This window comes from Sphingopyxis sp. 2PD, assembly GCF_005503695.1.
Taxonomy (GTDB): Bacteria; Pseudomonadota; Alphaproteobacteria; order Sphingomonadales; family Sphingomonadaceae; genus Sphingopyxis.
Map to the genome: position 1 here is coordinate 46,518 of NZ_SCMU01000014.1, position 23,037 is coordinate 69,554.

The window sequence follows — 23,037 nt, forward strand, 5'->3', positions numbered from 1 at the left end:
AAAGATGGTATATGCTCCGTTAACTGTTCTTCGTGGGCAGTGCCGACAGGAGATATCTTATGGGTTGGTTTTGGAGATGGATGGGCGGCGGCGGCTCCGGCAACGGCGGCGCAGAAGCTTAATCCGAATATCAAACAGAAAAGGGTCCCGGACATGTCCGGGGCCCTTTTTCTTTGCCTGTCATGTTCTTTGCCTGCCATGCGCCCGTCCCCGGCGCGGGCGATTGACGAAACCGCGAATAGCGACCCGGCGAAACGCCGCCTCCGCGTCGCTCCTTGATCACCGCCCGATCCCGCTTGAAAAAACATCGCGCGCGGTCGCGCGGCGCAGCCACCGGGCCTGAGTGGCGGAAACGCTGGCGCGGCGCGCCGCACGCTGGCATCGCCAGCGACGAGACGAATCAAAATATCGACGAACCGAGTCGCTAAAACGTCATTTACCGTCTTGCATCGTCACGCCGACGTGGCACTATAGATGGTGGGTCAGCCGAGGGGGCACCCCAAGCATTAGTGGTTAGCCAAAAATGGCGGATTTCCGTCGCCCGCTGCACATGGGCTCGGAAAACTACTTCGTGCGGCCAAAAATATGTGCCCCCGCGGATCGAATAGATGCTAGGCTGGGGCTTCGTCCCGAGTCGAACAAGACAGGAACATATGCGCCGCGGCGCATGGGCAATCGGGGACGGAAAAGATGGATTTTCGCGAGACAGAACGGGTGGAGACGAGCGACGTGGCGACGATGGAATTGACGAAAAACGAAGCGCCCCCAGCGAACGAATCGACCCCGGCAGCAGCGCCTGGCGCCAAGCTTAACGACAGCAGCGAGGCCAAGGTCCACGCGCGCCGATTCGAAATCGTGACCGACGCCAGCCGCGACGCGCTGCTCACCGACTTCGGCAAGGAAACGCTCGAGGACCGCTACCTCCTCCCCGGCGAATCATATCAGGATCTGTTCGCGCGCGTCGCGTCGGCCTATGCCGACGATCAGGAGCATGCGCAGCGGCTCTACGACTATATCTCGAAGCTGTGGTTCATGCCCGCGACCCCCGTGCTGTCGAACGGCGGCACCGGCCGCGGCCTGCCCATCTCCTGTTACCTCAACTCGGTCGACGACAGCCTCGAAGGCATCGTCGGCACGTGGAACGAGAATGTCTGGCTCGCGAGCCGCGGCGGCGGCATCGGCACCTATTGGGGCGCGGTGCGCGGCATCGGCGAACCCGTCGGTTTGAACGGCAAGACCAGCGGCATCATCCCCTTCGTCCGCGTGATGGACTCGCTCACCCTCGCGATCAGCCAAGGCTCGCTCCGCCGCGGCTCGGCCGCCTGCTACCTCGACATCTCGCACCCCGAGATTGAAGAATTCCTCGAGGTCCGCAAACCCTCGGGCGACTTCAACCGCAAGGCGCTCAACCTGCACCACGGCGTCCTCATCACCGACGAATTCATGGAGGCGGTCCGCGACGGCAAGGAATTCGACCTCCGCTCGCCGAAGGACAACAGCGTCCGCGGCACGGTCGACGCGCGCTCGCTGTTCCAGAAGCTCGTCGAAACGCGCCTCGCGACCGGCGAGCCCTACATCATCTTCATCGACCAGGTGAACCGCATGATGCCCAAGCATCATCGCGACCTCGGGCTCAAGGTTACCACCTCGAACCTCTGCTCCGAAATCACCCTGCCGACCGGCCGCGACCATCTCGGCAACGATCGCACCGCGGTCTGCTGCCTGTCGAGCCTCAACCTCGAAACCTGGGACGAGTGGAACGGCGACAAGCGCTTCATCGAGGACGTCATGCGCATGCTCGACAATGTGCTGCAGGACTATATCGACCGTGCCCCGCCCGAAATGGCGCGCGCCAAATATAGCGCCAGCCGCGAACGCTCGGTCGGCCTCGGCGTCATGGGCTTCCACAGCTTCCTGCAGGCGCGCGGCCTGCCGTTCGAGGGCGCGATGGCCAAATCGTCGAACCTCCGCGTCTTCAAGCATATCCGCGCGCAGGTCGACGCCGCGTCGATGCTGCTCGCCAACGAGCGCGGCCCCTGCCCCGACGCCGCCGATCAGGGCGTGATGGAGCGCTTCAGCTGCAAGATGGCGATCGCGCCGACCGCGTCGATCTCGATCATCTGCGGCGGCACCAGCGCGTGCATCGAGCCGATCCCGGCGAACATCTACACGCACAAGACGCTCTCGGGCAGCTTCTCGATCCGCAACCCGCACCTCGAAGCCCTGCTCGTCGACAAGGCGAAGAACAGCGACGCGGTGTGGAACTCGATCCTCGAACGCGGCGGCAGCGTCCAGCACCTCGACTTCCTGACCCAGGACGAAAAGGATGTGTACAAGACCAGCTTCGAGATCGACCAGCGCTGGCTGCTCGAACTCGCCGCCGACCGCACGCCGTACATCGATCAGGCGGCATCGCTGAACCTGTTCATCCCGGCCGACGTCGAGAAATGGGACCTGCTCATGCTCCACTACCGCGCATGGGAACTCGGCATCAAATCGCTCTACTATCTCCGCTCGAAATCGGTGCAGCGCGCCGGCTTCGCGGGCGGGGTCGAGGCCGACAACACGTCGGAAGCCCCGAAATACGAGCTGCAGACCACCGATTACGACGAATGTCTGGCGTGTCAGTAAATAAAACCCCTCTCCCCTTGTGGGAGAGGGAGGGGCCCGTCGCCGCGTGAGCGGCGATGGGAGGGTGAGGGGGCGAGGCCGCAAAGCCGACCTCCCTTGGTGGACGACCGAACGAGCGCGCCAGCTCCGCCGTAACTCCACCGAAGCCGAGAAGCGCATGTGGCGCGCCTTGCGAGAGGCCTTCCCTCTCGCAAAGTTCCGCCGCCAGCAAGTTCTCGGACCCTATTTCGCCGATTTTGCATCGCACGCCGCGCGGCTGGTGATCGAAATCGACGGAGGACAGCATGGCGAAGCGGTCGCCCGGGATGAAGCGCGGACACGCTTTATCGAAGGCGAGGGTTACAGGGTGATCCGCTTCTGGAATAACGATGTGATGACGAATCTGGAGGGCGTACTGACCTCGATCGCGTCCACCCTCCTTTCTCCCCTGGTGGGAGAAGGTGGCCCGCAGGGCCGGATGAGGGGGAACGGGGCCGACACCCCCTCACCCTCCCAAGGCTGACGCCTTGGGCCCCTCCCTCTCCCACAAGGGGAGAGGGAAAATTGGACCGAATTTGCGACTGGAGTTGAACAATGCCCCTTCTAGAAGCCCGCAAGACCTACAAGCCCTTCGAATATCCCTGGGCGTTCGATTTCTGGAAGCGCCAGCAGCAGATCCACTGGGTGCCCGAGGAAGTGCCGCTGGGCGAGGATTGCCGCGACTGGGCGCAGAAGATCAGCGACCATGAACGCAATTTGCTCACGCAGATTTTCCGCTTCTTCACCCAGGCCGATATCGAGGTGCAGGATTGCTACCACGAAAAATATGGCAGCGTGTTCAAGCCGACCGAAATCAAGATGATGCTGACCGCGTTCAGCAACATGGAGACGGTGCATATCGCGGCGTACAGCCACCTGCTCGACACCATCGGCATGCCCGAAAGCGAGTACGGCATGTTCCTCGAATATGACGAGATGCGCGCCAAGCACGACTATATGGGTACCTTCGGGGTCGAGAATGACGAGGATATCGCGCGCACGCTCGCGATGTTCGGCGGCTTTACCGAAGGCTTGCAGCTCTTCGCCAGCTTCGCGATGCTGATGAACTTCCCGCGCTTCAACAAGATGAAGGGCATGGGCCAGATCGTCAGCTGGTCGATCCGCGACGAAAGCCTCCACTGCGAGGGCATCATCAAGCTGTTCCACACCTTCACCAAGGAACGCGGCTGCCTGACCAAGGCGGTGAAGGAAGACATCATCGACACCTGCCAGAAAACGGTGCGGCTCGAGGATGCGTTCATCGACCTGGCGTTCGAACAGGGCCCTGTCCCCGGCATGACGCCGAAGGAGATCAAGCGCTACATCCGCTACATCGCCGACTGGCGCCTGGGCCAGCTGGGGTTCCAGCCGATCTACATGATCGACGAACACCCGCTCCCCTGGCTCGCCCCGCTGCTGAACGGCGTCGAACACGCCAACTTCTTCGAAACGCGCGCGACCGAATACAGCAAGGGCGCGACGCGCGGCGACTGGAACACCGTCTGGTCCAGCTTCGACAACCGCAAGAAAGCCAAGGCCAACGACGACGGCGCCGCGGCCCCCGCCGCCGAAACCGACGGCGAGGACATGTTCGCGAAGGCGGGCATCGCCGCCGAATGATATAATCCCCTCCCGCTTGCGGGAGGGGCAGCGAAACTTGCGGTCCTGAGCTTGTCGAAGGGCCGCTAGTTGCAGCGGGGAGGGCAAGAAGAGCCCACCCCAAATGAGAACAAGAAGTCAGAGGCCAAAATGACCGAAAAGAAAAAAGAGAAGCTCCTGATCCTCAGTCAGCCGCAGCGCGCCTGCCTGGAAGGCCTGTCGAACCGCCGCCCCCAACTCCCCACCGATCCCGTCCGCGACGAACTCACCGCGCTGGGGCTGGTGGTGAAACAGGGCGCCAAATGGGCGCTGACCCCACAGGGCAAGAAGGTGCTGGCGGCCAGCTCGAACCGGCGCAATGCGGGCGGGTTTTCGGTTTGACGAAAGCACGTCCAAAAATTGTAGTGAGATGATTGTCAGTGCCAAAAGTAGTCATTCCGATTCAATCGACACTGGGCACTGCCGCAGCCGAGAACGACGACTTTTATTTTTCGGAATGCTTCGTGGATACTGGTCTTATAGATCAGCTACTTTCACCCTTGAGCGCGCAATCCATAGTCGCTGGAAGAACGGGTAGCGGAAAATCCGCAATTCTTCGAAAGATTGAAGAGACGTCTGAGCACGTTTGCATTCTGAACCCCGAGACTCTCTCTCTCGGATTTTTAGCAGATTCTTGGCTTCTGAATTTCCTGACGACGAAAGACGTGGATCTCGGCCTATTTTATCAACAACTATGGCGTCACGTTCTAGTAATTGAACTACTTAGATATGAAAAAAACCTTGAGAGCGAATACAAAGTAAAGTCATTTATTCAGTCTTTTTCTGACATCTTTAAAGATAATACAGCCAAGCTTAGAGCTTTTGAATACCTTACAAAATACGGCGGTCAATTTTGGGAAGATACGGAACTAAGAGTACGCCATATTGCCCAGGCCTTCGAAGATAACCTCTCTGCAGAAATGGGCGCAAGCTTTGCCGGGATAAGAAGCAAAATTGAAGCCGGATCGAACGTTAGTCAGACTGAAAGCTCTGAAATTATATCGAATGCACGTAAAATCGTAAACTCGATACAAATGCAAGAGCTTTCAAAAATTATAGATATATTAAATGAAGATGTTTTTGATGATAAGAAACGTCAAGTAATACTTCTTATTGATAATTTAGATCTTCAATGGGCTGATAGCAGAATTCAGATGAAGCTAATCGAAGCCCTGGTTAATGTTATTCCAAAGTTTAGAAAAATTCAGAACATCAAGATTATTATTGCGATGAGAGACGATTTAATCGATCAAGTCCTCTCGCAGGCCTCAACTCCCGGCTTTCAAAGAGAAAAGTTCGCAGATCAGTACAAGAGAATCGTTTGGAACAAAGATAATCTTAAGCTCGTAGTAAATCGTAGAGTTAAGAAATTATATAAATCTCAATATACTAACGAATCTATTGATATTGACGATATTCTCGCGGATCAAGTTTCTCATCAGGAAACTTTTGATTACATATTTGACCGGACAATGATGCGACCTAGGGACGTTCTGTCTTATTTTAACAAGTTATTTGATAAGTTTGCAGGAAAGACTGAACTGCTTCAGAAAGACATACGGTCTATAGAATTAGATTATTCTACAGACCGCAGACGAGCCTTAGTCGATGAGTGGTCCGCGATGTATCCTTTTGCAAATCTAGCAATTGGCTTTTTGGGCCATAAAAAACTATCTTCTGAGTTCCGCTTTGGAAACGTCGATAAAGATATTATTGACGAGTTAGTATTGAATATAATTACAAAACACGAGAACGACAGGGGCGATCTTGTATCTAAAGCTCGCGCGCACTTTAATGGTGGGAATGACACTACGAGAGAAGCTTTTTTTCGCTCTTTAATTGCCGTTTTATATCGAATTGGCGCTATTGGAATAAAAACCCAAGCAAACTCACGAGTAGAGTTTTCCTTTATTTCTCGTCCACTTATTTCTGGAGATGAGCTTGGAGAAAATACGCCTTGCCTAGTTCATCCTATGTTATGGCAAAATCTTGGCCGAAGAGGTGAGTCCAAAGGCCTTTTCACTTAATTCTTCAGCGTCTTAGGGACGGTTCATTGGTTCTGAATCCGGGACAATCCCCTTGGTTCCTCAATGAATTACGGTGGAAGGTGCAACAATCCCCAATTAGCACCACGCCGCGTGGATGCCGGACCAAGTCCGGCATGACGAGGCCCGGGGAAGCATTCGGTTTGGCTTAGATTCGCCACCCACCCCGGACTTGATCCGGGGTCCATCGCCGCCCTAGCCTCCACCCCATGCACGCTGACTTCCAGCCCTGCGTCTATATCACCGCCAGCGCGCGGCACGGCACGCTCTACACCGGCGTCACTTCGCACCTGATCCAGCGCATCTGCCAGCACCGCGACGGCAGTTTCGACGGCTTCACCAAACGCTATGGCGTCAAAACGCTCGTCTGGTTCGAACTCGCCGGGACGATGCACGCCGCGATCGGCCGCGAGAAGCAGATCAAGAATTGGCAGCGCAAGTGGAAGATCGAACTGATCGAGGCGACGAACCCGGAGTGGCGCGATCTGGCTGAAGAATTGGGGTTGCCGCCGCTTGGCAGGTGACGGCCGCCCTACACTTCCCCCTCATTCGTCATGCCGGACCCTTCGACAAGCTCAGGACAGGCTTGATCCGGCATCCACGACTACGGCCGTGGCATGGACCCCGGATCAAGGCGAACGAGTCATGGGCCTCGTTCGCGGGTGACGAGGCGTCGTGACAATCAGGTGGAGCGCCTTGCGTTGTCGCCGCTCAACTGTATGATACGAACAATACAGCAAGGAAACCCGCCATGCCCTTCGCCACCCTGTTTTTCGCCGCCGCCCTCGGCACAACGCCGCCCGTCGCCGCCACCCCCATGCCCACCGGCGAAGCGCTGACCGCGCAAATCGGCGCCCATGACGCGCGCCTCTTCTGGGCCGTGTTCGAAGGCTGCGACGCCGGGGCGCTGCCCGACCTGCTCGCTCCCGAATTCCGGATGATTCACGACAAGGGCGGCCTCGCCGAACCCAGCCGCGATGCGATGGTCGCCGATGTTGCCAAAAGCTGCGCCAATCGCCAGCCCGGCGGCACCCAGGCGGGGTACAAGAACCGCCGCCTGCTCGTCCCCGGGTCGCACCGCGTCCGCGCGATGGGCGACTGGGGCGCGCTGGAGGAAGGCGCGCATGTCTTTTTCGAATGGAACGCCCGCGAAACCCGCTGGGACATGGTCGGCGGGGCGCATTATATGCACCTGTGGCAATGGATGCCCGCCGAAGCGCGCTTCCGCCTGTCACAAAGCTACAGCTATGACCATGCGGGCGCCGCGCCCTATCCGCCCGCGCCCGGACCGCAGCCCCGCAAATGACGCGAACCGGGGCGACGATTTGTTTGCTCAAATCCACTTTCAAGCCCCCGCCCCAATAACCGCTTTCCTACAATTGCTCGCCATGCCACCCTCACGGCTTGGCTCTTTGACCCGTCCGAACCCCCTGCCCCACCGCGCGCCGAACATCGCGGCCGCGCGCGACCTTTGCGACGTTTCGCGCCGCCGCCGCAATGGACGACCTTGGCGATCTTTGCGTCCTATGCCCGGTTGCCAACCGCTTGTTTCCGGGGCCGATGCGGTGCCAAGTTTGACAACTTCCGGCGCCGCCGCCCGCTCAGTTCAGCATCGATCCGCCCGGAAACCCGCGCACCCCGGCGACCGCGAACATCACCCCGCCGCGCACCGCCTCGGGCGCATCCTCCAGCAGGTACAGCTTCACCAGCTCGCGCGTCACCTCGCTGTCGTCGTCGACCACCAGCCGCAGCGACGCGATGCCCAGCTCGCCCTTGGCCACCACCACATCCTGGACCAGCGCCAGCGGCCAGCGCTCGCCGCCGCCGCGATACAGCATCGCGCCATCGTGCCAGATATAGGCATCGCGCCAGCGCCACGCGCGGTGAAAGGCGGCGAAGCCGACCAGCGCCGCGGCGATCGCGGCGCCGACCAGCAGATTGCCAACCAACACCGCGCGCACCACCGCGGCGGCGCCATCGTCCCACACCGGGAGTGCCTGCCGTAGCACGAGGACAGCGGCGGCCAGCGCGCACAGCAATTGCCCCGCCAGCAACGGCTTGGCCTTCAACCGGGCCAGCACCACCCTTCGCGATCCCACAGGCTTCATCGCTCCCGCCCATAGCAGCCTTGCCGCCGGGCGCCAGCCGTCCGTCGCGATCGCGCCGCCGCCTATCGGCAGCGCGGGTGGGTACCGATGTCGCGGATGTCGTAAACGCGGCCATCGGCGACGGTCATCTGCACGCACTGGCGGCTCGCGCGGCGGTTCCACACGCTGTACGCGGTGTTGCCCGATTTGAAGCTGTCGACATTGCTGAACCCGCGGCTGCGCATCGCATCATCGGCACTCGACGCGCGCGCGCCGTTCAGGTCCATATACTGCCCGACCTCGGCATAACCGCCGCCGCCATAATGATGGCCCAGGTTCGAACTGCGCTCGTTCACTCCCGCCTGATAGCCGCTCGAATAGGCGTCGGACCGGCCATAATTATGGTAGGGCGCGTTATACAGGCCGTCGCGGTAACCGCGGTCGAAATCGCCCGTCCCCTGCTGGTCATATTCCTTGTCCTTGTGGTGCTTCTTGCTCGCCAGCGCGGCGATCAGCGCGATCCCGGCGACCGCCGCGACCGCGGCCCCGGCATTGTCGCCGCCGCCGCCCTGGTTGCAGTCGGACCGCGACGCCGTTTCGACCGACTGATATTTGCCGTCCCACGTCACGACATGCGCGCACTGTTTGCTGTCGCGGTTCCACCAGTAACTATGCTTGCGGTCGCCGTCGTTGTGCGTTTCGATATGCGTATAGCCGCGCATTTCCAGCTGCGTTTCGCCGCTCGACCCGCGCGCACCCACCAAATCCTGCAACCCCGGCGCCTGCTTCGCCAGCACCGGCGTTACCAACATCGAAGCCGCGGCCAGCGCCGCGATGCTCTTCATCGAAAAATGCTTCATGCTCTTTCCCCTGTTGCATTGCCACATGGGGGATGGCGCGGCGTTTGTGGCCTGTCGCGCAGCCCGAACGACCCCGCCGGCGGGCCGTTCACGGCCGCGCCGACTGTGCGACTCCAGTACCGCAAAATCGGGTGCGAGTCTTTGACCTTGCGCAAAATCCCGCCCCGGCGGCAGCGCGCGCCGCGACGCAAAAGAAATGGCCCGCCCCAAATACCGGAGCGGGCCATCGCGCCTGATACGTACGCGCGGCGCGCCGGTTATTCGGCCTCTTCGAACAGGTCGACCGCGGTGGCGCCGGTTGCCGACAGGCGTACCGTATCACCCTCCACCGCCGCGACCAGTCCGGCGGGCAGGAAATGATGCTTGCCATCGCCGCTGTCGCCTTTGGTCAGCTTGATCCGCTCGCCGTCGAGATGGTCGACGGTGCCGACATGGACGCCATCGGCGCCGATGACATTCATATGTTCCTTGATCGCACTATGGTCATGCTCAGCCATCGTCATTCTCCTTGCCGCCTTGCGGGACCGCCCGCAAAGTCTGGTGCCCGAACGTCCGGCAGCCGCCATCGATCCGGCGGCGCCGACGAGCCGCCCGAAAGCAACGCCAGGCTTCCTGCGCGCGCCGCCATGCTCTACGCTCTGTCGATGCGTAACCTGCTCTCGCTTGCTGCCGCCGCGCTTGTCGCCGCGCCGCTTCCCGCTGCGGCCTGCTCAGTCGCCGGCGATTACCGGATCCCGACGAACATGGAACTGGTCGAAGGCGCCGACATGATCCTGCTCGCGACCGTCGATGGCGGTACCGCGATCGATGCCATCGACGATCCCGATGCCATGCGGATCGACATCACGCCGGTGGCGGCGATCAAGGGCGAGCGCGCCGCCGCACCGACGAGCCTGCCAATCGCGCTGGCCCCGGCTCCGCTGGCGATCCTCAGCCATCCGTACGATCTGGAACATGCCCACCCGCTGTCACAGACCGGCGGCTGTATCCGGTACATGGTCCCCAGGGGTTCGCGGGTGCTGTTCTTTCTCCGCCAATCAGAAGGCGGGTGGACGCCCGCAGGCGGGCCGTTCAGCCGCTGGGCCGAAGATGTGCTGACCGATGACGCCCCATGGCTACAGGTGGTGCGCCTCTATGCCGAAGCCGCCGCGCTGCCCGCCGACGACCGCACCGCCTATCTGACCGCGCGCCACGACGAATATGGCGCGCGGCGTGATGATCCGGTGGCCCAGCTGATCGCCGCCGACATCGCCCGCCAGCTCGTTGGCCCGAACCCGCCGCTGCGCGGGGAATTGCCGCCCGCGCCGGACGATACCGACGATTAGCACAGGGGGCGGCGCGCTGGCGCAAAGGCGATTTGACGCAGATCAACGACGCTGACCGGCAATGCGGTGATGGCGGGACATCGCCATTTCAAGGGAGCCGATCAATGACCCACCCGCTTATGCAAACGCCCGTCCTCGTCTTTGCCTTCATGATGATCAGCTTTGCGCTGACGATCGGCCCGATCGCGCTCGCCGACATTCTGCGTTCAAAGCGCTAGGCGTTCGGCACACTGCGGCGACGCGGTCACGCCGCCGCGGCGAGTATCTTGTTCTCGATCACCCGGATGAACACCTCGGGATCCTGCGCGCCGGGAATCAACATGCGACCGCCCAGGATGAAGGCGGGAACGCCGGTGATATTCTGGTCGGCCCAATAGGCCTCTTCGGCGCGGACCATTTCGCCGAACTCGCCCGAAGCGAGGATCGCCGCGGCGCGGGCGCGATCGAGCCCGGCCGAGGCGGCGACGTCGGCAAGGACCGCATGGTCGCTCACATCGCGATTGTCGGTGAAATGCGCCGCGAACAGCGCCAGCTTCAGCGCGGTCTGCACCCCGGTTGCCGCCGCTTGATCAGGTTCTTCCAGCGCCCCGGCCCAAGTCAGCAGGCGGTGGGCGTCGAAACTGTTGCGCATCCGGAAGCCCGGTCCCCGGTTGAACTGAAAGCCAAGGTCGGCCGCGATGCCCGCCAGCTTGCCGCTGTTGGCGCGGCTCTGTTCGGCGGTAATGCCATATTTGCGCATGACGTGCGCGGCGGCATCCTCGCCTTCGGGCGGCATATCGGGGTTGAGTTCGAACGGATGCCATTGGACGCGAAAATCGACTCGCGCGGCGAAATGCGCCATCACATGCTGGAACTTCAGCCACCCGATGATGCACCAAGGGCACATGACATCGGACACGATATCGACGCTCAGCCGCGGCAAATTCGGTTCAGCCAAAGAAACTCTCCCGTGCCGCGCGGTCAATCGACCGATCGGCGATCCTTGCCGGAGCGCCGGTCGGCCTTGCGCCGCTCTGGCCCCTTATAGCCGGGATCGTCGGCAACGCGCCTGTCCGTCGACCGCCTGTCCGACGGTGCTCGCTTCTCATCATCGACTGCCATACGCTTCGTCCACCGTGAAAGGGAAAAGAAGCAACCCGGTGGGCATTAGCTCATAGAATGGCTCAAAACACAACAACCGACCCGGATTCGCGGTCACCGATCAGAGGGGTGTATCGTCCAGGCCGCCGCTATCGCCCACCACGACCGGTGCTTCGGCGGGCCGCGACAAGGCCCACCAGCTCGCCAGCATCAGCACGACCGTCAAAGCTTCGACGATCATGCCCTGAATAATGCCCCAATTGGTCGGATCGCCCATGGCCGCACCGATCAGACGACCGGCGAGCGCCGTACCAAATAGCGCCGCCGGCACCAGCAAGGCGCGTACCCACCCGGGCACCAGGGCGCCCAGCACCGCCGCACCCGACGCCACGATGAAAAAGGCCGACAGGTCGGCGCGCAGTGTGTTGATCGCCACCCCGGTGATCGAGAAGTTGAACGTCTCCGAATAGCTCGCCGGGTCGATGACGCCGCGCAAACCCACGATGGCAAAAAAGGCAGCCCACAGCAGCACCGCGCCGCGCCAGATCCAGTTGGTCATGATCGTCTCCCCATTCCTGTCGTCCAAGCTGAACCAACAGGCGGGAATGTCAATGGTTGCGCGGGCTTAGGTTGCGTCGGCGGCAAAAGTCTCTTCGATCCAGCCACCACCCAGCACGCGGCTTGCCTCGGCAGCGTCGTAAAGCACCGCGGCCTGTCCCGGCGCGACGCCGAATTCGGGCGCAACAAAGATCAGCCGGTCGCCGACCACCCGCGCCGGTACCGGCCGCGCCATGCTGCGAACCTTGGCCAGCACCGTGCGGTCATCGACATTGCCCAGCCAGTTCGCCTCGCCCAGCCGCGCCGCTGCTACCGCGAGCGCGCGGCGCGGCCCGACAATCACCTGCTTTGCCGCAGCATCCAGCCGCACGACATAGAGCGGCTCCGCCTGTCCGCCGATGTCGATCCCGCGCCGCTGGCCGACGGTATAGTGGATAAGCCCCTTGTGCGCGCCCAATACGGTGCCGTCGACATGAACGATCTCGCCCTGATCATCGGCTTCAGGACGCAGCTTGCGGACCAGCGTTGCGTAATCGCCGTCGGGAACGAAGCAGATGTCCTGACTATCGGGTTTGCCCGCGACCCCCAGCCCCAGCTCGCGCGCGATCTCGCGCACCACGCTCTTTTCCAGCCCGCCCAAGGGGAAGCGCAAAAAGTCGAGCTGCGCCTGCGTCGTCGCGAACAGAAAATAGCTCTGGTCGCGCGCCGGATCGACCGCGCGGTGCAGTTCGGCGCCGTTCGGCCCGATCATGCGGCGGACATAATGGCCGGTCGCCAGACAATCGGCGCCGAGCTCCCTTGCCAGCGCGAACAGGTCGGTGAACTTGACCCCCATGTTGCAGCGCACGCATGGAATCGGCGTCCGACCGGCCAGATATTCGTCGGCGAACTGATCGATTACCGTGTCACGAAAACGGCTTTCATGGTCATAAACGTGATGCGCAAAGCCCAGTCGGTCGGCGACCGCCCGCGCATCGCGAATATCCTGTCCAGCGCAGCAGGCACCGACGCGCTTTGCCTTCGCACCATGGTCATATAGTTGCAGCGTGACGCCGATGACCTCGGCCCCCGACCGCGCCGCCAGCGCGGCGACGACGCTCGAATCGACTCCCCCCGACATCGCGACCACGATTCGGCGATCCTTCAATGGAGCTGCCAGTTGAAAGTCGGCCTGAGCCAGTCCGACGGGAGAAATCATCATTGCCATGATGCGCGCCATCTAGGGACGCCAACCCAAAAAATCCAGCTTTTCCGCCGCAACTGTCAAGATATTGACGGGGGTTAAGCTTCGCTAACAAGGCATGAAATGGGCATTTACGTGACCTTAGGTGGTCCGCGCTAGACCAGCATCATGAATGTCGCACCGTCCGAATTCCCGCGCCTTGCCGGTGCGGCCAGACTGTCGAAGCCCGGCTTTGACATCATCCTGGCCGTGTCGAGCGCGCGGCAGGCAGCGCAGCCGACCGTCCGGTTGTTGCAGGCAGATGCGAGTCGCCGGGTGCATACGGAAACACTTAACGCGCTCCGCCACACGCTCGGCGGATCGCGCCGCGCGCCGGAACAAAAAGCGCTGCGTGTCGTTCGTTTCTTCGACCTGTCGGACGGAGCGAACGCTCTGCCCGAAACTATGAACGGCCTGTTTACCAGAGGATTTCAGCCGATGTTGAGCCCCTCTGTTTTAGAGACAAATGCGTCGGACACATTCCCCCCCGACGTCGAAACTATGGAATGAATATGATCGAGAATCAGAAAATCCGGCCGGCTCAGGTCATCGGCCCCCTCGGCGAACCGCTGACCATCGACTCGCTGCCGCCGCCGTCGACGACGCGCTGGGTCGTGCGTCGCAAGGCCGAGGTTGTCGCCGCGGTCAATGGCGGTCTTCTCAGCGTCGACGAAGCGTGCGAGCGCTACAGCCTGACGCTCGAGGAGTTTGCCGGCTGGCAACGCTCGATCGATCGCAGCGGCATGCCGGGGCTGCGCGTCACGCGCATCCAGCATTACCGCGATCTGTACGAGCGTCAGCAGCGCTTCTGACCGCGGTCGCGCAAAAAACCAGGCGAAAGAGGGCGCTTTGGCGCCCTCTTTTTTGTCCGCTTCGACCGTGACCAGCCTGCGAGGCGCGACAAATCCACAGCATTTCGGCAATTTGACGTTTTCGTTGCAACCCTATTGTTCACCCCGCGTTAAGCCCCGGAGTCAACTTTGGGAGTCACTCGATTATGCGTAAGATGTTCATTGCCCTCGCCGCCACCTCGGCCCTCGCTCTTGGCGCCTGCCAGAGCCCCGCTGCCGACAAGGTCGAAGATCAGGCCGAAGCGCAGGCAGACGTGATCGACGATCAGGCCGACGCCATGCCCGAAGGTCCGGCCAAGGAAGCCATGGAAGACAAGGCCGATGCTGTCGAAGCCGCTGGCGAAGAAAAGGCCAACGCCATGGACGACAATGGCGAGATCGCCCCGTCGGAAGTCGGCGCGGACCCGGCCAAGAAGTAAGGCCTGCCTTCCCTAAAGGGCAGCGCGAAGGGCGCCGGATCGATTCCGGCGCCCTTTGTCGTGTGCGACTGTAATTTTCGCGCTTTTGGCGTCATGTGACGCGGGTCACCACTTTGTAATCCGATCGCGGCTATGAGAGCGGTGTGGCCGGAACGCATCTTGTTTTGCGCCACGGCCTACCTTCCCACCGCCGGTAGCGACCCCCGGCGGTGGGAGGGACTAGTTCGAAGCCCCCGAATTGCCTTCCAGCGCCCGCAGGACGTCCTGCACCCCCGGCGCGTCGGTATCGGCGCGCAGCGCGGCAAGGCCCGCTGCCACATCGAGCCGATATTCGGCAACACCGGCCGACTCGCCGGTCCATTCGGCGCCGAGCGACTTTACCAGTCGCTTCGCCGCGGCGTTTTCCGACAGCATATGCACGTCGAGCACCGACAGCCCTTCCGCTAGACAATGGACGAGCAGCGCCGCGGTCATCATCCGCGCCAACCCCTGCCCCTGGAATGCATCGACCACCGCCACCGAAAACTCGCCCGCACGGCCGCCGTCGCCATAGCGCACCGCATGGACCGCGCCGATCGCCGGTTGCCCTTCGCATTCGGTGCAGATTGCGCCCCACGCGATATGGTCGTGGCCATCGACGTCGACCAGCCGTTCGATCACCGCATCGGGCAGGACCGCCACCGGCGAAAAAAAGCGCAGATAGCGCGATTCAGCGGACAATTGGGCGATTCCGTCGCGCAGTAACTGCTCATCATCGGGTGTGATGGTGCGCAGGCAGATGACCGTGCCATCGTTGAGCGCGCTGTGCACCGCGATATCCGCGATCGCCCTTGCGCGTCGTGGCGCCTGTCCGTCCGTGGCGGTCATCGCTGCCTCCCGATCCATTACTGATAGAGGCGGCGCGCGCCGCTGGCAAATCCAGTGCGATGGGGCACCACCCGATCAGTGAGATGTTGAAAGCGGTTGGGCTTGTGAACTTCTATGATGGGGACCGTCAAAGCAAGCCGACAAGGGACCGTTTTTTGATCCATTCACCGATCGACAGCCTGATCGAAGGCGCTCCTGCGATCGAAACGCTTGGCGCTCGACTGGCACGGCTGCGACGGATGCAGGGACTGAGCAAGACCGACGTCGCCGATCGATTGGGGATCAGCATCACCGCGATCTGCCATTGGGAGCAGGATCGGTCGCGGCCAAAGGCGGTGCGTTTGCGGTCGCTGTCGCAATTGTTCGGCGTGTCGACCGCCGATCTGCTGAGCGATGACGGCGTAGCGGGACGACAGAATCTCGCCGACCTGGTTGCGCGGACGCGGGCCGAGATCGCCCGCGTCGCGGGCACCAATCCGTCGAAGGTGCGGATCGTTATCGAGATGTAGGCGCGGCGGCTGGTCGGCCCAGCGCCGTCAGGATCGCGGCGCGCTGCTTGGCCCAGCTGGCGCTGTCGGGCGCGATCAGTTCGACATGCCCTTCACCCGGTGTCACCTCCATTGGGACCGTCACGCCCAGCTTTGCCATCGCGGCGCTGTAGGCGGCACCCGTCGCGGGCGGGGTCACATGGTCGCGGTCATTGTTGAACTGCATCTCGCGCGCGGTGCCGACGGGCATTTCGGGGGGCGAGGTGCGGGCATAGTCGCCGCGGGCCATCGCGGCGGGGGCGTCGGCGCCGCAGGCATGGCCGATGCTGGCCGCCCCGGCGCGCAGGTCGGGCAAGCCGCCCTGGCTGATCGCCAGATCGATGCGGATCGGGTCGGCGCCGCGCAGCGCATCGCCCGCCGCCAGCGCCGGACGCCGTGCCAGCCACAGCGCCAGATGGCCGCCCGCGCTATGGCCGATGGCGATGCGGATGCCGCCGGTGTCGAAGCCGTGCTTCGCGCCATCGGCGACGAACAGATCGGCGGCGCGAGCGACGTCTTCATAGGTTCCCGGCATCCCGCCGCCGCGGTCGACGCCGCGATATTCGATGTTCCACACGCCGACGCCGTGCGACCGCAGGTCGTCGGCGATCCAGTTCATGATGTCCCGCTCGGCGACCGACGTCTGCCAGCAGCCGCCGTGGATCATGATCACCGCGGGGTGCGGCCCCTGCCCCTTCGGCACCCAGACATCGACGATCTGGAGCGGATCCTCGCCATAGCGGATCGTCGCGTCGGACGCGGGCTTGGCGCGGGTCAAAAGGTCGGGCCAGGTCATGATCGGCTTGTCGTTCAACGCCGCATCCTCATTCGCTTGCCCGACCGATGCGGGAACGCAGGCGGCGAGCAGCAGCGCCAGCGCCGCGACACCCGCTTTCGCCGCCCCGATCAGGCGTCGTCGCCCATCCGCAGTGCGGCGATGAACGCCTCCTGCGGGATGTTCACATTGCCATATTCGCGCATCCGCTTTTTGCCCTCTTTCTGCTTTTCGAGGAGCTTTTTCTTGCGGGTCGCGTCGCCGCCATAGCATTTGGCGGTGACGTCCTTGCGCAGCGCGGCGATGGTTTCGCGGGCAATCACCTTGCCGCCGATCGCCGCCTGGATCGGGATCTTGAACATGTGGCGCGGGATCAGGTCCTTCAGCCGCTCGCACATGCCGCGGCCGCGGCTTTCCGCCGATCCCCGGTGAACGATCATCGACAGCGCATCGACCGGCTCGTTGTTGACGAGGATGCTCATCTTGACGAGATCGCCCGGGCGGTGGCCGATCTGGTGATAGTCGAACGACGCATAGCCGCGCGAAATGCTCTTCAGCCGGTCGTAGAAGTCGAACACCACTTCGTTGAGTGGCAGCTCGTATGTGATCTGCGCGCGGCCGCCGACATAGGTCAGATTCTTCTGGATGCCGCGGCGGTCCTGACACAGTTTCAGGATCGGCCCCAGATAATCGTCGGGGACGTAGATCACCGCCTCGATCCACGGCTCCTCGATCTCGTCGATGCGGTTGGGGTCGGGCATGTCGGCGGGATTGTGGAGCTCGATCTCCTTCGCCGCCTCATTCTTGGTGTGGCTGAGCTTCAGCTTATAGACCACGGACGGCGCGGTGGTGATGAGGTCGAGGTCATATTCGCGGGATAGCCGCTCCTGGATGATCTCGAGGTGCAAGAGGCCAAGGAAGCCGCAGCGGAAGCCGAAACCGAGCGCGGCGCTGCTCTCCATCTCGAACGAGAAGCTCGCGTCGTTGAGCCGCAGCTTCTGGATGCTCTCGCGCAGTTTCTCGAAGTCGTTCGCGTCGGTCGGGAACAGGCCGCAGAAGACGACCGGCTGGACTTCCTTGAACCCCGGCAGCGGCGCCGCGGCGGGTTTCTTGGCGTCGGTCACCGTATCGCCGACGCGCGCCTGCGCGACGTCCTTGATCTGCGCGGTGATGAAGCCGATCTCGCCCGGGCCGATCTCGGTCAGCTCCTCGCGCTTCGGCGTGAAACAGCCGACGCGGTCGATCAGATGGGTGGTGCCCGCCTGCATGAACTTGATCTGCTGGCCTTTTTTCAGCACCCCGTCGATGACGCGGACGAGGATGACGACGCCGAGATAGGGGTCGTACCAGCTGTCGACGAGCATCGCGGTCAGCGGTGCATTGGCGTCGCCCTTCGGCGGCGGGATGCGCGTGACGATCGCCTCCAGCGCCTCCTCGATCCCGATCCCCGACTTTGCCGAGGCGAGCACCGCGTCGTCGGCGGGCAGCCCGATGATGTCCTCGATCTCGGCCTTGACCTTGTCGACGTCGGCGGCGGGCAGGTCGATCTTGTTGATCACCGGCACGATTTCATGGTCGTGCTCGATCGACTGATAGACGTTGGCCAGCGTCTGCGCCTCGACCCCCTGCGCCGCGTCGACGACGAGCAACGCGCCCTCGCACGCCGCAAGGCTGCGCGACACTTCATAGGCGAAGTCGACATGGCCGGGCGTGTCCATGAGGTTGAGCTCGTAGGTTTCGCCGTCCTTCGCGGTATATTTCAGGCGCACCGTCTGCGCCTTGATCGTGATCCCGCGCTCTTTCTCGATATCCATATTATCAAGCACTTGCGCCGACATCTCGCGCGCGGTCAGGCCGCCGGTGAACTGGATCAGCCGGTCGGCGAGCGTCGACTTGCCATGGTCGATGTGCGCGATGATCGAAAAATTGCGGATGTGGGACAAGGGCGTGGTCATGCGCGGCGCCCTAGCAGGGGTTTGCGGCGCTGTCAGCAAGGTCTTAAAGCCACAAAAGCCCCGCGTGCGCGGGTCGGGATTGTGTCCTTTGTGGCTTTAACGCCAAAGGTCGCGAACGTGACCCACGCCGCGCCGGGACAAAACATCGCAAAGGTCGCGCGCGCCCGCGACGTTTGGCGCGAGGCGATCGGGCAGCAGATTTCAACGAGTCAAAGAGCCAGCGGCAAGGTGCTGGCATGGCGAGATAATGTAGGAAAGGGGTTTTTCGCGCGGAGACGCGGAGGGGGTCAATCCTGTTTCGCCGCCTTGCGCGCGACACGCTTGTTCTGCTTCGCCGCCTCGCGTTCGAGCGGGTTCACGAGCGCTTCGTAGCGGCCGAACAGATGTTCGACGCGGTCGCGGTCGGAGGCGAAGGGCGCGGCGCGATAGAGTTTGTCGACCGCGACATCGAGCGCGGCGTGCGCTTTTCGCAAATTTCCCGGCATGGTGTCGGGGTCGTAGAGATCGGCAAGGCTGGAAGTTGGATGCGCGGCGCGCGCGTCGAGTACGGCTTGGGCGAGCGTTTCGATCTTGGCGCGCTGTGCGGGGGTAGCGTCGGGCCATGGGAAGGTGTTGTAGACGAGGCCGATCGAATAACGGAAATCGCTCTTTAGTTTCCCGCCCATATGACCAAGCCAAGCCATGTGCGACCGGCTTGTTAGAATTGCAAAATGGAAGGTCGTTGCGTCCATCAAAATGAAAACAAGATCGCTAGGTATGGTTGGAGGACCAAGGTGGCCGATGGGGACATATTGCCGACGTTCGGAGCTTACCTTTGGAATAACCAAAAACTCAGAATCTGGAATGACTGTCATCCCAAACTCAGCGGGGGTGTTTGCCGCAATCAACGTGCTTTTGCGATTGCTTGAAGAACGAAACTCGCGAACGCGGCGAACACGTTCCATCACGTTCGGCAGTGCTTTTAGTTCTGAAGGGTTGGCATCCCATAAGGACAAAACCCACCGCTGCCCTCCATTAATAAAATCAACGGCAGCAAGGTAAGGTTTGAAATATTTCGCGGCGGCGGGTTCAGCTTCGAGAAAACGAGCATGCTCCGTACCGTCAAAGATATATTGCCCTCCATCAATAGGTTGGCTGCCGGTCAGTAGACGCGCCGCACCGTTGATAGGTCGTGCCTCCTCTTTCACCACTAAATGCCGGTTCGCCACGCCCTTGGCATCGAACAAATAGGCCGTCAGTGCCGCGTGCCGGCTCTCGACCGGATCGCCCTTGATGTCGGGATAGCTAAACAGCCGTTTCTCGACGGGCTCATGGTCGCGGTGCGCAAGGCCGATGATGACGACATGGACGTGCGCTTTGCCGCGCGCCTCGCTGCCCCAGCTAAAGGTGCGGTGCGCGAAGGCGATTTCGAGGCCGTAGCGGTCGAAAAGGATCGGCCAGAGCTGCGCCACCTGTTCGCCCTGCGTGATCGAATTGGTCGAGACGAAGGCGATGCGGATGCGCTTATTCGATTGCAGATATTGCCCCGCCTTGATGAACCACGCTGCAACATAGTCTAGCGTACCACCGCTGCCCCCGAGATTGGCGATACGACGAACCTGCGCGCGCTGAAACTCGCTCTGGAATTTGGCACCGATGAAGGGCGGGTTGCCCATGATATAGCTGCATTTTTCGGGCGGCAGCAGTTCGGCCCAGTCAGTTTCGAGCGCGTCGCTGTGGAGGATCGTCGCGCCGCCCTTGAGCGGGATTCGCGCGATGTTGGTGTTGAACGCCTCGTTGATCCAGTTGTTCGCGATATGATCGGCCATCCACATCGCGACTTCGGCGATACGCGCCGGAAACTCTTCAAATTCGATGCCGTAGAATTGATCGACAGTGACCTGGCTCATCAGCGCGGCGTTCATGCCGCCGTCGGGATAGCGCAGGCGCAGCGCGCGCAGTTCGAGCGCGCGAATTTCGCGATAGGCGATGACAAGGAAATTGCCGCAGCCGCAGGCCGGATCGAAGAAGGTCAGCCGTTTGAGCTTGGCGAGATAGTCGGTCAACGCAGCGTCGCGGCCGGTTCGGCGCGCCGCGATCTTGTCGAGTTCGGCGTTCAGATCGTCGAGGAACAGCGGACCGATGACCTTCAGAATGTTCGCCTCGGTCGTATAGTGCGCGCCCTTCGCGCGGCGCTCCTTGGCGTCCATCACCGACTGAAACAGCGAGCCGAAGATCGCGGGCGACACGCCCGACCAGTCGTGGCGCGCGGCTTCGAGCAGATGTTCGCGCATCTTCTGGTCGAATTGCGGGATGCGCAGGCGCCCGGCGAACAGCTGTCCATTCACATAGGGGAAGGCGTCGAGTTCGGCCGACAGCCCCTTTTGCCGCTGATTTTCCGGGGTATCGAGAACATCGAATAGCTGGCTGAGGATCAGCCCGGTATCGCTTCCATCCGGGCGGGTGTCGTTGTCGATCAGCTGAAGGAAAATATCCTTCGGCTGGAAAATCCCGGTATCGTCGGCAAAGAGGCAGAAGAGGATACGGACGAGAAATTGTTCGAGGTCGTGGCCGGTATAGCCCGCATCCTCCAGCGCGTCGTGGAGCTTGCCCATCAGCTCCGCCGCCTTGATCGTCACCCCCGCCTGATTTTCGAAGCTGACGCGCCGCCCTAGCATGAAGTCGAAGGCGGTAATGTGCTTGTGCAGATCCTTGAGGTGGAATTTCAACTCGGTGCCGGTTTCGAGATCGAGCAGGTTCCAGTTCTGAAAATCGCAGGTCAGCACCCAGCGCGGCTGATCGGTCGGGTGAAGCCCCTCGACGTAGGAGAGCGCCTGCCCCTGTGCCTTGCCGAGGTCGAGGCGGCTCGATTTCTGCTCGATCAGCAGCGTGCGAGGCCAGAACAGGTCCATGAAGCCGTGCTTGTTATCGAGCAGTTTGACGCGCTGTTCATAGACGGCAACGGTGCGGCGCTTGATCCCGAAAATGTCGAAGAAGTCGTTGTAAAAGCTTTGCGTTTCGCCCTTTTCATAATGGGCGTCGTGCCATTCCTCGCTGAACGCCTTGGCGCGGCGTTTGATTTCGTCCCAACTCAGTCGCATGCCGCCCCCTTATGACGGTGCGAAGCTAGACGAAGCGGAATCGGGCGCCAAGGGGTAAGCGTTTCAACAATTGAACGAAAGCTGGTGCGAATCAGAAGTCCTCCCTGTGCCACAGCCGTGGAGCGAGGGACCGCCCGATGGGAATGGAGGGGCCGTAAAGGTAGCGTCAGCGCCCCTCCGTCAGCGCTTTGCGCTGCCACCTCCCCATGGCTTCGCCACAGGGAGGATCATTCTGTCAGCCACCTTCGACAATCATCCCGCACCCGCGCGTCCGCATCCCCCATCCCGCGTTCCAGCACCGCCGCCCTGCCCTCGCCTTCCGCCGCCGCCGCGAGCGCGGCGATCGCGTTGGCGCGGACGCGGGGGACGGGGTGCGCCTTGGCGAAGTGGGCGGCGATGTCGTGGGCGTCGTCGCTGAGGTGCACCGCGCAGCGCAGTAGCATTTCGCTGCTCGTCAGCGTCGGGCGTTTGGCGATCGTGCCGCGTCCGTCCGCTTGCCGGCCGAGATCGACGATATATTGGTCGCGCCAGGGGACATGGTCGCCCTCGTCCATGATGTTGAGGCTGACCGACAGGCTTTCGGGCGGGAGCTGGCGGTGGATGTCGCGGTGGGCGCGGTAGAGCATCATTTTGCCCTCACTGAGCTGGCTACGCTCGACGAATTTGAGGGCCAGCGGTTCGCCGCGGCGCCCGTCGACCGCTTCCGGATCAACTTCATAATGGTCGCTGACATAGCCGGGACCGAAATAGCCGATGGTGAGAAAGCTGAAATTATGGTCGTGCGCGACGCCGTAGGAGAAGGCCGCGGGGCCGCTCGCGGTGGTGACGGCGTCGCCTGCGGCGGGCCAGAGGTTGGCGCGGAGGTAGAAACCGCGCGGGCTGCGGTGGAGGAGGAAGACCTGCGCCGAATAGCGGTTGATTTCGAGCTGGTCGGCGTAGCTGGCCTTCAGCGCGGCGATGACGCGGTCGGCGAGGAACGCGCGGTTGCGTTGCAGCCCCGCGAGGAGGGTGGCGCAGCGGGCGATGCTGGCTTCGTCGGCGAGGTCGACGCCGTGCTGGTCGAGGGTGGCGGTGACTTCGGTCAGGGTGAGCGGGGGGC

23 protein-coding genes are annotated in these 23,037 nt (G+C 62.1%); 12 read left to right on the forward strand and 11 right to left on the reverse strand.

The features are described from left to right. Window positions 1-690: 690 nt before the first annotated feature. The 7 genes from FFS18_RS11255 (at window position 691) to FFS18_RS11285 (ending at window position 7,638) form a co-directional block, all read left to right on the forward strand. Entirely contained in the window at window positions 691-2,631 is a 1,941-nt protein-coding gene (locus tag FFS18_RS11255) for a ribonucleoside-diphosphate reductase subunit alpha (RefSeq protein ID WP_171005292.1), read from the forward strand. A 157-nt stretch (window positions 2,632-2,788) separates the two neighbouring features. Next, window positions 2,789-3,133 carry an endonuclease domain-containing protein gene (locus FFS18_RS11260; RefSeq protein WP_249340377.1) on the forward strand — a complete coding sequence of 115 codons (345 nt, stop codon included), beginning with the start codon at window positions 2,789-2,791 and terminating at the stop codon, window positions 3,131-3,133. Between the two features lie 71 nt (window positions 3,134-3,204). Continuing rightward, window positions 3,205-4,269, forward strand: a complete 1,065-nt coding sequence (locus FFS18_RS11265; protein ID WP_137870900.1) for a ribonucleotide-diphosphate reductase subunit beta — start codon at window positions 3,205-3,207, stop codon at window positions 4,267-4,269. Between the two features lie 129 nt (window positions 4,270-4,398). Then, window positions 4,399-4,629 (forward strand): hypothetical protein, encoded by a 231-nt coding sequence (locus FFS18_RS11270; protein WP_011542070.1) that lies wholly within the window; start codon window positions 4,399-4,401, stop codon window positions 4,627-4,629. A 38-nt stretch (window positions 4,630-4,667) separates the two neighbouring features. Continuing rightward, the gene (locus FFS18_RS11275) at window positions 4,668-6,314 is read left to right on the forward strand and encodes a P-loop ATPase, Sll1717 family (protein ID WP_502704174.1); all 1,647 of its coding nucleotides are present in this window, start codon (window positions 4,668-4,670) and stop codon (window positions 6,312-6,314) included. 227 nt (window positions 6,315-6,541) lie between these two features. Further along, a complete protein-coding gene (locus FFS18_RS11280) occupies window positions 6,542-6,856 on the forward strand; it encodes a GIY-YIG nuclease family protein (RefSeq protein WP_137870902.1) in 315 nt (104 codons plus the stop codon). Between the two features lie 227 nt (window positions 6,857-7,083). Beyond that, entirely contained in the window at window positions 7,084-7,638 is a 555-nt protein-coding gene (locus tag FFS18_RS11285) for a DUF4440 domain-containing protein (protein WP_137870903.1), read from the forward strand. Between the two features lie 295 nt (window positions 7,639-7,933). Here the strand turns inward: FFS18_RS11285 and FFS18_RS11290 are convergent, their stop codons facing one another. The 3 genes from FFS18_RS11290 to FFS18_RS11300 all read right to left on the reverse strand — a co-directional run bounded on the left by FFS18_RS11290 (window position 7,934) and on the right by FFS18_RS11300 (window position 9,776). Beyond that, window positions 7,934-8,440, reverse strand: coding sequence for a hypothetical protein (locus tag FFS18_RS11290; RefSeq protein ID WP_249340378.1), 507 nt, complete (start codon window positions 8,438-8,440; stop codon window positions 7,934-7,936). Window positions 8,441-8,502: 62 nt separating this feature from the next. Further along, window positions 8,503-9,279, reverse strand: a complete 777-nt coding sequence (locus tag FFS18_RS11295) for a hypothetical protein (protein WP_137870904.1) — start codon at window positions 9,277-9,279, stop codon at window positions 8,503-8,505. Window positions 9,280-9,536: 257 nt separating this feature from the next. After that, window positions 9,537-9,776 (reverse strand): DUF2171 domain-containing protein, encoded by a 240-nt coding sequence (locus FFS18_RS11300; RefSeq protein ID WP_137870905.1) that lies wholly within the window; start codon window positions 9,774-9,776, stop codon window positions 9,537-9,539. Between the two features lie 147 nt (window positions 9,777-9,923). Between FFS18_RS11300 and FFS18_RS11305 the strand changes: the two genes are divergently transcribed. Beyond that, window positions 9,924-10,604 (forward strand): hypothetical protein, encoded by a 681-nt coding sequence (locus FFS18_RS11305; protein ID WP_137870906.1) that lies wholly within the window; start codon window positions 9,924-9,926, stop codon window positions 10,602-10,604. A gap of 244 nt (window positions 10,605-10,848) precedes the next feature. On the opposite strand, the gene FFS18_RS11310 is transcribed toward FFS18_RS11305, so the two are convergent. The 3 genes from FFS18_RS11310 to mnmA all read right to left on the reverse strand — a co-directional run bounded on the left by FFS18_RS11310 (window position 10,849) and on the right by mnmA (window position 13,449). Further along, window positions 10,849-11,541, reverse strand: coding sequence for a DsbA family oxidoreductase (locus FFS18_RS11310; RefSeq protein ID WP_137870907.1), 693 nt, complete (start codon window positions 11,539-11,541; stop codon window positions 10,849-10,851). Between the two features lie 264 nt (window positions 11,542-11,805). Next, the gene (locus tag FFS18_RS11315) at window positions 11,806-12,243 is read right to left on the reverse strand and encodes a hypothetical protein (protein WP_120217181.1); all 438 of its coding nucleotides are present in this window, start codon (window positions 12,241-12,243) and stop codon (window positions 11,806-11,808) included. Window positions 12,244-12,309: 66 nt separating this feature from the next. After that, window positions 12,310-13,449 carry a tRNA 2-thiouridine(34) synthase MnmA gene (gene mnmA / locus FFS18_RS11320; RefSeq protein ID WP_502704173.1) on the reverse strand — a complete coding sequence of 380 codons (1,140 nt, stop codon included), beginning with the start codon at window positions 13,447-13,449 and terminating at the stop codon, window positions 12,310-12,312. A gap of 144 nt (window positions 13,450-13,593) precedes the next feature. Between mnmA and FFS18_RS11325 the strand changes: the two genes are divergently transcribed. The 3 genes from FFS18_RS11325 to FFS18_RS11335 all read left to right on the forward strand — a co-directional run bounded on the left by FFS18_RS11325 (window position 13,594) and on the right by FFS18_RS11335 (window position 14,734). Next, window positions 13,594-13,974 (forward strand): hypothetical protein, encoded by a 381-nt coding sequence (locus FFS18_RS11325; protein ID WP_137870908.1) that lies wholly within the window; start codon window positions 13,594-13,596, stop codon window positions 13,972-13,974. Between the two features lie 2 nt (window positions 13,975-13,976). After that, complete coding sequence (gene sciP / locus FFS18_RS11330) at window positions 13,977-14,276, forward strand: CtrA inhibitor SciP (protein WP_120218304.1); 300 nt, start codon at window positions 13,977-13,979, stop codon at window positions 14,274-14,276. Window positions 14,277-14,461: 185 nt separating this feature from the next. Further along, complete coding sequence (locus tag FFS18_RS11335; protein WP_120217183.1) at window positions 14,462-14,734, forward strand: hypothetical protein; 273 nt, start codon at window positions 14,462-14,464, stop codon at window positions 14,732-14,734. A 219-nt stretch (window positions 14,735-14,953) separates the two neighbouring features. Here the strand turns inward: FFS18_RS11335 and FFS18_RS11340 are convergent, their stop codons facing one another. Beyond that, complete coding sequence (locus tag FFS18_RS11340) at window positions 14,954-15,601, reverse strand: GNAT family N-acetyltransferase (RefSeq protein ID WP_249340379.1); 648 nt, start codon at window positions 15,599-15,601, stop codon at window positions 14,954-14,956. Window positions 15,602-15,756: 155 nt separating this feature from the next. Between FFS18_RS11340 and FFS18_RS11345 the strand changes: the two genes are divergently transcribed. After that, a complete protein-coding gene (locus tag FFS18_RS11345; RefSeq protein ID WP_171005293.1) occupies window positions 15,757-16,110 on the forward strand; it encodes a helix-turn-helix domain-containing protein in 354 nt (117 codons plus the stop codon). Here FFS18_RS11345 and FFS18_RS11350 read toward each other — a convergent pair. From FFS18_RS11350 to FFS18_RS17455, 4 genes are all read right to left on the reverse strand, one after another. Next, a complete protein-coding gene (locus tag FFS18_RS11350; RefSeq protein WP_249340380.1) occupies window positions 16,097-16,942 on the reverse strand; it encodes an alpha/beta hydrolase family protein in 846 nt (281 codons plus the stop codon). The genes FFS18_RS11345 and FFS18_RS11350 overlap by 14 nt on opposite strands. Window positions 16,943-17,034: 92 nt before the next feature. Continuing rightward, window positions 17,035-18,858 carry a translation elongation factor 4 gene (lepA, locus tag FFS18_RS11355; RefSeq protein WP_120217186.1) on the reverse strand — a complete coding sequence of 608 codons (1,824 nt, stop codon included), beginning with the start codon at window positions 18,856-18,858 and terminating at the stop codon, window positions 17,035-17,037. A gap of 287 nt (window positions 18,859-19,145) precedes the next feature. After that, window positions 19,146-21,938 (reverse strand): DNA methyltransferase, encoded by a 2,793-nt coding sequence (locus FFS18_RS11360; protein WP_137870911.1) that lies wholly within the window; start codon window positions 21,936-21,938, stop codon window positions 19,146-19,148. A 227-nt stretch (window positions 21,939-22,165) separates the two neighbouring features. Then, a partial coding sequence (locus tag FFS18_RS17455; protein WP_171005294.1) for a transposase occupies window positions 22,166-23,037 on the reverse strand: 872 nt, incomplete at its 5' end.